The organism is Methanothermococcus sp., assembly GCF_015523155.1.
Taxonomy (GTDB): Archaea; AGJL01; Methanococci; order Methanococcales; family Methanococcaceae; genus Methanofervidicoccus.
This window is the reverse complement of sequence record NZ_WAKW01000034.1, coordinates 21,262-29,308: the sequence shown is the minus strand read 5'-3', so window position 1 is coordinate 29,308 and position 8,047 is coordinate 21,262. Positions and strand designations below refer to the sequence as shown.

8 protein-coding genes are annotated in these 8,047 nt (G+C 33.0%); 4 read left to right on the top strand and 4 right to left on the bottom strand.

Going from position 1 to position 8,047, the window contains the following annotated elements; genetic code table 11:
- Positions 1 to 27: 27 nt before the first annotated feature.
- Positions 28 to 468 (top strand): transcription elongation factor Spt5, encoded by a 441-nt coding sequence (locus F7B34_RS03870; protein WP_292460506.1) that lies wholly within the window; start codon positions 28 to 30, stop codon positions 466 to 468.
- Between the two features lie 167 nt (positions 469 to 635).
- Positions 636 to 1,118, top strand: a complete 483-nt coding sequence (locus F7B34_RS03865) for a 50S ribosomal protein L11 (protein ID WP_292460504.1) — start codon at positions 636 to 638, stop codon at positions 1,116 to 1,118.
- A gap of 88 nt (positions 1,119 to 1,206) precedes the next feature.
- On the opposite strand, the gene mfnA is transcribed toward F7B34_RS03865, so the two are convergent.
- Both mfnA and gatA read right to left on the bottom strand, forming a co-directional pair.
- Positions 1,207 to 2,364 (bottom strand): tyrosine decarboxylase MfnA, encoded by a 1,158-nt coding sequence (mfnA, locus tag F7B34_RS03860; RefSeq protein ID WP_292460509.1) that lies wholly within the window; start codon positions 2,362 to 2,364, stop codon positions 1,207 to 1,209.
- 121 nt (positions 2,365 to 2,485) lie between these two features.
- Positions 2,486 to 3,784, bottom strand: a complete 1,299-nt coding sequence (gene gatA, locus F7B34_RS03855) for an Asp-tRNA(Asn)/Glu-tRNA(Gln) amidotransferase subunit GatA (protein WP_292460503.1) — start codon at positions 3,782 to 3,784, stop codon at positions 2,486 to 2,488.
- 268 nt (positions 3,785 to 4,052) lie between these two features.
- Between gatA and F7B34_RS03850 the strand changes: the two genes are divergently transcribed.
- Both F7B34_RS03850 and F7B34_RS03845 read left to right on the top strand, forming a co-directional pair.
- Positions 4,053 to 4,277: a type II toxin-antitoxin system HicB family antitoxin gene (locus F7B34_RS03850; protein WP_292460502.1), complete on the top strand. Its 225-nt coding sequence runs from the start codon at positions 4,053 to 4,055 to the stop codon at positions 4,275 to 4,277.
- 30 nt (positions 4,278 to 4,307) lie between these two features.
- On the top strand, positions 4,308 to 4,493 hold the full coding sequence (locus F7B34_RS03845; protein WP_292460500.1) for a type II toxin-antitoxin system HicA family toxin: 186 nt from the start codon (positions 4,308 to 4,310) through the stop codon (positions 4,491 to 4,493).
- A gap of 174 nt (positions 4,494 to 4,667) precedes the next feature.
- Here the strand turns inward: F7B34_RS03845 and F7B34_RS03840 are convergent, their stop codons facing one another.
- Positions 4,668 to 6,185, bottom strand: coding sequence for an acetyl-CoA carboxylase biotin carboxylase subunit (locus F7B34_RS03840; RefSeq protein ID WP_292460498.1), 1,518 nt, complete (start codon positions 6,183 to 6,185; stop codon positions 4,668 to 4,670).
- A 112-nt stretch (positions 6,186 to 6,297) separates the two neighbouring features.
- Entirely contained in the window at positions 6,298 to 8,001 is a 1,704-nt protein-coding gene (gene oadA, locus F7B34_RS03835; RefSeq protein ID WP_292460496.1) for a sodium-extruding oxaloacetate decarboxylase subunit alpha, read from the bottom strand.
- Positions 8,002 to 8,047: the final 46 nt, after the last annotated feature.

Sequence of the window (8,047 nt, the reverse complement as noted above, 5' to 3'; positions counted from 1 at the left end):
TTTTTATTATTTAATCTGGTGATATATATGATTTTTGCCGTTAGAACCACAACTGGCCAGGAAAAAAATGTTGCAGAGTTTTTAGCCTCAAAGGCTGAAAAAGAAAATATTGAAATATATTCAATATTGGCAACAGAAGATTTAAAAGGATATATTCTTATAGAGGCTCCAAATAAAGGGGCAGTTGAAGATTTGGTAAGAAAAACATTTAAAGTAAAGGGCATAGTCCCAGGTGAAACTTCAATAGATGAATTGGAACACCTATTGACTCCAACAAAGATTATAGAAAACATCGACAAAGGGGATATAGTAGAATTGGTTGCAGGACCATTTAAGGGAGAAAAAGCCAGAGTCACAAGAGTAGATAAGCACAAAGAGGAAATAACATTGGAGTTAATGGAGGCTGCAGTGCCTATTCCGATAACAGTTGGAATTGAACAGGTTAAAATCGTATCCAAAAACAAATAATAATAGTTTAGATTAATTATAATATATAGAAAAATATATAAAACATATATAACTTTATTTTACATTTTCAAGACATAGTAAGTTTTAAATAAGGATATGGATAATATGATTAAAAAGTTAAATATAAGTTTTAGTTTATAAACACGATGTAAATTGAGGTGAATATAATGGCTACTGAGATAGTTGAAATATTGGTAACAGGCGGAAAGGCAACAGCAGGACCACCATTGGGTCCAGCAATTGGGCCACTTGGTGTAAATATTATGAATGTTGTTAAGGAAATAAACAATAAAACAAAAGATTATGAAGGAATGAGCGTTCCAGTAAAAGTAATTGTAAATACAGACGATAAATCCTTTGAAGTAGAAGTAGGTATTCCACCAACATCAGCTCTCATAAAAAAAGAGTTAGGACTTGATAAAGGCTCAACAGAACCAAAACATAAAATAGTGGGTAATCTCTCAATGGAGCAGGCAGTGAAAATTGCAAAAATGAAAAGAGAATCTATGCTTTCATATACCTTAAAAAATGCTACAAAAGAAGTGGTAGGGACCTGCGTTTCATTAGGTGTAACTGTTGATGGTAAAGACCCCAAAGAAGTTCATAAATTAATCGATAACGGAGAATACGACGAATACTTTAATGAATAAACAAAAAAATGTAAAAATGATAAAATAAAATTATTATATATTATTTTTTAATTATTTAATTTTTCTTTTAACTTATTGTTTTTATTTTTTAATTCTTTTTAATACTTGATAGAGCCTCTACAAATCCATCGATATGTTCCTTTTGTATATGGGGCATTAATACTATTCTGAGGGCACCTACACATTTGCATATTGATACATACCATCCTACTTCACGAAGTTTTAAACATGTTTTTAATGGTGTTTCATCCCTTAAAGCTACAATATTAAGAATAGGGTCTATTACTGGTTTAAATCCATACTCCTTAGCTTTTTTTATTAAATAATAAGTATTATCCATACATTCGGATACTATATTTTTGTATCCCTCTTCCCCTAAAAGTTTCATTACGCCCCATGTGGATGCCACACCAATACCTGTTCTTGTTCCAATTAATGTTGACTGATGAGTGTCTGTTAAATATGGGGCTTCAACATCTAAATATTTTTTAAATGAAATGTCCCTAAATAGTATCCCGCCAGCAGGAATTGGTGCAAGTCCCATTTTGTGCGGGTCTATTGTAATGGATGATACGGCATTTAATGAAAAATCGAATTCATAGTTGTAGTTGTCCAATTTATATTTATCCTCTAAAAATGGTATTACAAAACCACCAAATGCGGCATCTACATGGAGATATATGTTATTTTCCTCAGCCAGTTTTGAAATTTCCTTTATGTTGTCAATGGTTCCCAGTTCTGTGCATCCAGCTATGCTAACTATTGCATCTATCCTGTTTTTACTATCTTCAATATAATCTTTAATATATTTTACATCCATAGTGTAGTAATTGGTTAATGGGGGATTTATATACTGTAAATCCATCATTTCTCTTGCTTTTTCAAATGAGAAGTGTGCAGTTTCAGGAAGTATTACAGTAGTGGATTTATTGCCTTTTTTTCTTGAAATATTTTTTATGGTTCTCATGGCGGTAATATTTGCCTCTGTTCCACCGGATATTATACATCCAAATGGATTGTTGTTATTTAAAAAATTCCCCATCATTTGTATTACTTCGTTTTCTAATTTTTTTGTTCCCTTAAATAGTCCAGGGTCTCCTAAGTTGGTTTCAAAGAACATTTCACTTATTTTTCTTGAAATGGGATGGGGTTTTGTGCACATAGAACCTAATATCCTGCCGTCCTCATATTTTAAATCCATTTCCCGATATTTTTTCAATGCATCCAAAACCTCTTTTTCATTCATGGTCATGTTTTTGCCTTTTTAATTTTTCTAAAAAATGGATGTAATAGTAGTTATAAAAAAATTAATATATTTTCAATTAATTAATTTAATAATTTATAATTTAGTAGTTATAGCTTAATAATTAATAATTCTTTTCGAATTCAATCATGGCACTTAATACCTTTTCATCGTCAAATGGTTTTCCTTGAATCTGCAATCCAACTGGGGTGCCGTTTATATCTCCACATTTAACAACTCCTGCACATATTCCACAAATATTTGTAGGAACTGTCAAAACATCGTATGCATACATTTCCATTGGAGTGAGCTCTTCCCCTATTTTATGTGGGAGTTTTGGAACAGTTGGTGATGCAATAACATCAACTTCCTTAAAGAGCTTTAACATTTCCATTTTCATTAATCTTCTAGCCTGCAATGCCTTTTTGTAGTATTTTCCGCTGAATTCTTTTTCACTTATGTGTTTTCCAATTAGGATTCTTCTTAAAACTTCCTCACCGCATACCTCTTCTATTGGATATCCGTATCTTCTTCCATCGTACTTTCTTGTTGCTGAGAAGAACTCCACATAGTTTATTAGGTAGTATGTAGGAAGTGCCAAATCGGTATATTTATAGCTTAATTCCACAATTTTGCATCCAAGGTCTTTAAATACTTCAATACCTTCTTCAATTTTATTTCTTATTTTTTCGTCGCTAACTTCCATAAATTCCTTTATAATTCCGATTTTATAATTTTCTACATCTTTCTTCTCGAATTTTGGAGTATCCACTGTTGTGCTGTCTGAAATATCCAATCCTTTAATCACATTTGTTAAAACAAGGGCATCCTCTGCATTTTTTGTTAAAGGTCCAATCTGGTCAAAACTCATGGCAAGGTCGCATAATCCCTGTCTGCTAACTACACCATAGGATGGTTTAAATCCAACAACACCACAGTGAGATGCAGGGTTTCTTATACTTCCCCCGGTATCGCTTCCAAGTGCCATGTCGCATAAATCAGCAGCCACTGCGGCAGCACTTCCTGAGCTACTACCTCCTGGAATTCTACCTTCTGCATTTGGGTTTTTTGTAACTCCATAATATGATGTTTCACCACTGCTTCCACATGCAAATTCATCCATATTGGTCATTCCAATTACAAGCCCCCCCTGTGATTTTATCTTTTTAATCACCGTGGCATCGTAGGAGCTCACATAGTTTTCAAGAGTTTTTGAGGCACAGGATATTGTGTATCCCTTAACATTTATATTTGATTTAACAGCAATTAATTTTCCATAAAGTGGTTTGTTTTTTAATTTCTCATTTTTTTCCAATTCTTCCGCTTCTTTTAAAACTCTCTCCTTATCAATTTGTATGTATGCATTTATGTCTGATTTTTCGATTTTTTCAAGATACTCATGAGCTCTATCAACAATTGTCATCCTTTTATCACCATAAACTCCAATTTTAAATTATACAAATTTATATATTATCCATTATCATAATATAATTATTATAAATTATGGTATAATAAAAAATAAGATTAAGAATATATAAAAATATCCATCCATTTGAAGCATAAAAAACATTACATAAAAAAGAAATTATAAAAATAGATTGTAAATAAATTAAAATAAAATAAATACATTTAATTTTTAAAATACAATAATATAAAAATAGTAGTGTATGAAAATATGGGGTGAGTAATATATGATTTTAAGTGCTATAATACATAAAGAAGATGATATGTATGTTGCAGAATGTCCAGAAGTGGGGACAGTTAGTCAGGGGTCTTCAATTGAAGAAGCATTGGCAAATTTAAAAGAGGCTACTGAACTTTATTTAGAAGAATTTCCAATTAAAGATAAAAAACAGCTAATTTTAACAACAACATTTGGGGTTTATACCCAAGGGGATAAAATTGCCAAAGTATAGATATATATTTGGAAAAACAGTAATTAAAATTTGTGTAATAAGTATGGTTTTAAAATATCTGGAATAAAAGGGAGCCATGTTAGATTATCAAAGGAAACGTCAACTGGAAAAATTGGAACTGTTGTTCCTCTACATAATCACTTAAAAATTGGAACCTTGAAAGGTATATTAAAACTTGCTAAAGTAGATTTTAATGAATTTGTTAAATATTTGTAATTTATTATTTATTTTTTTACTGGTTAAATTTTAACACATAATAGTTCTTACACTTTAGTGATAAATTATGCCAAATATTACTTTAAAAAAATTAAGAAAATAGGAGCTCACAAAATTATAATCTGGTGCGTAATTATATATTTTGCAAGACTGCAATTGTTATTTTAATTAATCTTATTCATCAGAATATTTTTTATCGTATTTATCAATATTTTTACTTGCAATACTTGTAATATAGGCATTTAATCCTCCTGCAAGTGCTACAATTTTTCTATCGTCGTGGAATATTTTATCGCTGTATCTTTTTTCGTCGTCTCTCGCTTCCATAGCATATTTAATAACTTTGTTTTTTAAATATTCTGCATGATCGTCGATATAGTGTGTAGATATGTTTCCATTTATAAAATCTGATTCTTCCATAACCGCCCTGTGGAATGGAATGTTAGTGGTTATACCGATAATCATATATTCAGATAATGCCCTTCTCATTCTTGCTATTGCCTCGTTTCTATCTCTTCCATAGGCTATAAGTTTGGCTATAAGGGAATCGTAATATGGAGGTATTTCTGCACCACCATAAACTCCGCTATCCAACCTTATTCCAGGACCACCCGGTGACCTGTAATGTTTTATTTTTCCAGGAGATGGTATAAAGTCATTTACTGCATCCTCTGCGTTTATTCTACATTCTATGGCATGACCTCTAATTTCTACATCCTCCTGTGTGAAGGAAAGTTTCTCCCCTGCTGCTGTTTTTATCTGCTCTTTTACAATATCGCACCCTGTAATGATTTCGGTGATTGGGTGCTCCACCTGAACTCTCGTGTTCATCTCTAAGAAATAGAATTCTCCATTGCTGTATAAGAATTCCACAGTTCCAGCACTGTAATAATTAATTGCCTTTGCAGCTTTTACTGCGGCTTCTCCCATCTTTGCTCTTAATTCTTCTGTCATTATTGGGGCAGGGGCTTCTTCAATTAATTTTTGGTGTCTTCTTTGAACTGAACACTCTCTATCTCCTAAATGAACCGCATTTCCATATTTATCCGCTAAAATCTGGATTTCAATATGCCTTGGTTTTTCCAAGTATTTTTCAATAAACACTGTGGAATCTCCAAATGCACTTTGGGCTATTGACTTTGTGGATTCAATAGTTTCTATGAGTTCCTGTCTATTGTATGCTACACCCATACCCATACCTCCACCACCAGCGGAGGCTTTGATTATGACAGGGTAACCTATTTCCTCTGCAACTTCTATTACTTCATGGGGGTCTTCTATTGGGTCTTCCCTACCTGGTAAAACCGGAACACCAGCCTCTTTCATTATTCTCTTTGCATTTATTTTACTACCCATGGATTCTATTGCCTCAACAGGGGGTCCTATGAACACGATATCTCTCTCTTCACAAGCCTTGGCAAATTTTGGGTTTTCTGATAAAAATCCATATCCTGGGTGTATAGCATCTGCTCCAGTTTTTTCTGCAACGGTTATTATTCTATCTATATTCAAATAACTCTTTGAAGCCTGTGGTGGTCCTATACAATAACATTCATCGGCAAGGGTGGTATATAGTGAATGTTCATCAGCCTCGGAATATACTGCAACAGTTTTTATTCCTAGTTCCTGACATGCTCTTATAATCCTAACAGCAATTTCGCCTCTATTGGCTATTAATACTTTTTTAAACATGATAATCCCCATGCTTTATTTTTTATATTTTATTTATAAAATAGAATAATGGATATTTAATTAATGAATATTTAATAAATAGATAGTTAGTTTAGAATTTTTAGTTATTTATCTATTTAATTATCATAAGTATGTCGCCCACATTGACGGACTGCCCTTCATGAACGATTATTTTTTCAACCTTTCCATCTACTGGACTTTCAACAGGGTTTTCCATCTTCATGGCTTCCAATATAACAATTACATCGCCCTGTTTTACTTCATCCCCTTCTTTAACTTTTATTTTAGTAATCATCCCTCTAAATGGAGATGTTATTGCCCCTTCTGTTTCTGCGGTGAATTTCTCTTTTTTCTTCTTCATTTCAGTTCCGTATTTTGGGTTAATTTTAACTTCGTATGCTTCTCCATCAACTTCAATAATATATTCCGTTGGAATTTCCATGAATTTGGAAATTTCTTTTTCCTCAGGTATTACCTCAGCTTCCAATTCTCCCCTTAGGAACTTAACTGCAACCTGTGGGTAAAGTGCATAGGTCAATATATCCTCTTCTTTTGACACTATACCTTTTTTCTCAGCCTCTTCTTTTACCTTTTCATATTCTGGCTTTAACAAATCAGCGGGTCTACATGTAATAGGTTTTTCGCCATCTTGAAGGACTCTCTTCATGAGCTCCTTACTAATTGGAGCAGGTGGTTTTCCATAAAGCCCCTTCACATAATTTGCAACTTCGTTTGTAATTATTTTGTATCTTTCTTCCGTTAAAACATTCATTACAGCCTGGGTTCCTACAATCTGAGATGATGGAGTTACCAGCGGCGGATATCCTAAATCTTTTCTAACATTTGGAATTTCTTTAAGCACATCTTCAAATTTATCCAGAGCACCCTGTTCTTTCAACTGTGAAACAAGGTTTGAAAGCATACCTCCGGGAACTTGATATAATAAAATTCTTGTATCTACCCTTTCAGAGATTGGATTTATTAAATACTTGTATTTTTCTCTGATTTTATCAAAGTAGTCTCTAATTTCATTTAATAATTCCATGTCCAATTTTGTATCAAATTTGGTTCCTTTTAATGCTGCCACAATACTTTCAACGGGTGGTTGTGCTGTTCCCATTGATAACGGGGACATTGCACAATCTAACACATCAACACCAGCTTCAATTGCTGCTAAATATGTGAGTGGGGCAATTCCACTTGTGCAATGGCTGTGAAGGTTTATTTGTATTGAAACTTCCTCTTTTAATCTATTTATAAGTATTTTTGATTCATAAGGTTTTAGAAGACCCGCCATATCTTTTATTGCAACGGAATCACATCCAAGTTCTTCAAACTCTTTTGCAAGATTTACAAACTGTTCTATCGTATGAACAGGACTTGTGGTATAGCATATTGCACCCTGAACATGAGCTCCGCATTTTTTTGCAACCTTTATTGGAACTTTTACATTTCTTATATCGTTTAGTGCATCGAATATTCTAAATATCTCTATTCCATTTTCATAGGATTTTTGAACGAATTTCTCTACAATATCGTCTGGATAGTGCCTATATCCTACTAAGTTTTGACCTCTTAAAAGCATCTGTAAGGGAGTGTTCTGAATTCGCTTTCTTAGCGATTTCAATCGTTCCCATGGGTCTTCATTTAAATATCTAATACAGGCGTCAAATGTGGCTCCGCCCCATACTTCCATTGAAAAAAAGCCCACTTCGTCCATTTTTTCTGCAATTGGTATCATATCCTCAGTTCTTAACCTTGTAGCCATTAATGACTGATGTGCATCTCTAAAAGTAGTGTCTGTTATTTTTACCATGTTATCCCTCTTATGTTTATAAAAAAGTATATAAATATAATCAATA

Coding starts and splice junctions, on each gene's coding strand:
- F7B34_RS03870 (WP_292460506.1), top strand. CDS start 28: ATGATTTTTGCCGTTAGAACCACAACTGGCCAGGAAAAAAATGTTGCA.
- F7B34_RS03865 (WP_292460504.1), top strand. CDS start 636: ATGGCTACTGAGATAGTTGAAATATTGGTAACAGGCGGAAAGGCAACA.
- mfnA (WP_292460509.1), bottom strand. CDS start 2,364: ATGAATGAAAAAGAGGTTTTGGATGCATTGAAAAAATATCGGGAAATG.
- gatA (WP_292460503.1), bottom strand. CDS start 3,784: ATGACAATTGTTGATAGAGCTCATGAGTATCTTGAAAAAATCGAAAAA.
- F7B34_RS03850 (WP_292460502.1), top strand. CDS start 4,053: ATGATTTTAAGTGCTATAATACATAAAGAAGATGATATGTATGTTGCA.
- F7B34_RS03840 (WP_292460498.1), bottom strand. CDS start 6,185: ATGTTTAAAAAAGTATTAATAGCCAATAGAGGCGAAATTGCTGTTAGG.
- oadA (WP_292460496.1), bottom strand. CDS start 8,001: ATGGTAAAAATAACAGACACTACTTTTAGAGATGCACATCAGTCATTA.